General features: G+C 47.6%; 1 pseudogene. It reads left to right on the top strand.

Annotated elements, in window-relative coordinates:
* Positions 1-1,013, top strand: a pseudogene (locus GMD6S_RS11470) (MutS family DNA mismatch repair protein); the annotation flags it as partial.

Here is a 1,013-nt window from a genome sequence, read left to right as displayed (position 1 = left end):
AGCCGTCAGATGAATCTGGTGCTTTCTTATGAGAAGGAAGGCTTTGAGGATATTCATTTACTGGATCCACGACTGGCAGCTGTGGAGCAAGCGGCAGCTAGTAAGCTCCTCCAGTATGTTCACCGTACCCAGATGCGAGAATTGAACCATCTCAAACCAGTTATCCACTATGAAATTAAAGATTTCTTGCAGATGGATTATGCGACCAAGGCTAGTCTGGATTTGGTTGAGAATGCCCGTTCAGGCAAGAAGCAGGGGAGTCTTTTCTGGCTTTTGGATGAAACCAAAACAGCTATGGGCATGCGGCTCTTGCGCTCTTGGATCCATCGTCCCTTGATTGATAAGGAACGAATCGTCCAACGTCAAGAGGTGGTGCAGGTCTTTCTTGACCACTTCTTTGAGCGTAGTGATTTGACAGACAGTCTCAAGGGTGTTTATGACATCGAACGTTTGGCTAGTCGGGTTTCTTTTGGCAAGACCAATCCAAAGGATCTCTTGCAACTGGCGACTACCTTATCTAGTGTGCCACGGATTCGAGCGATTTTAGAAGGCATGGAGCAGCCTGCTCTAGCCTATCTCATCGCACAGCTGGATGCCATTCCGGAGTTGGAGAGCTTGATTAGTGCTGCGATTGCTCCTGAAGCTCCTCACGTGATTACGGAAGGTGGTATTATCCGGACTGGATTTGATGAAACCTTGGATAAATACCGTCGAGTGCTCAGAGAAGGGACCAGTTGGATTGCTGAGATTGAGGCTAAGGAGCGAGAAAACTCTGGTATCAGCACGCTTAAGATTGACTACAATAAAAAGGATGGCTACTATTTCCATGTGACTAATTCGCAACTGGGAAATGTGCCAGCCCACTTTTTCCGCAAGGCGACGTTGAAAAATTCGGAACGCTTTGGTACCGAGGAATTAGCCCGTATCGAGGGAGATATGCTGGAGGCGCGCGAGAAGTCAGCCAACCTAGAATATGAAATCTTTATGCGTATCCGTGAGGAAGTCAGCAAGTA

The sequence above is a fragment of the Streptococcus sp. GMD6S genome (genome assembly GCF_000297015.1).
Note: the sequence above shows the minus strand (reverse complement) of the source record. Positions and strands in the feature narration are given on the sequence as shown.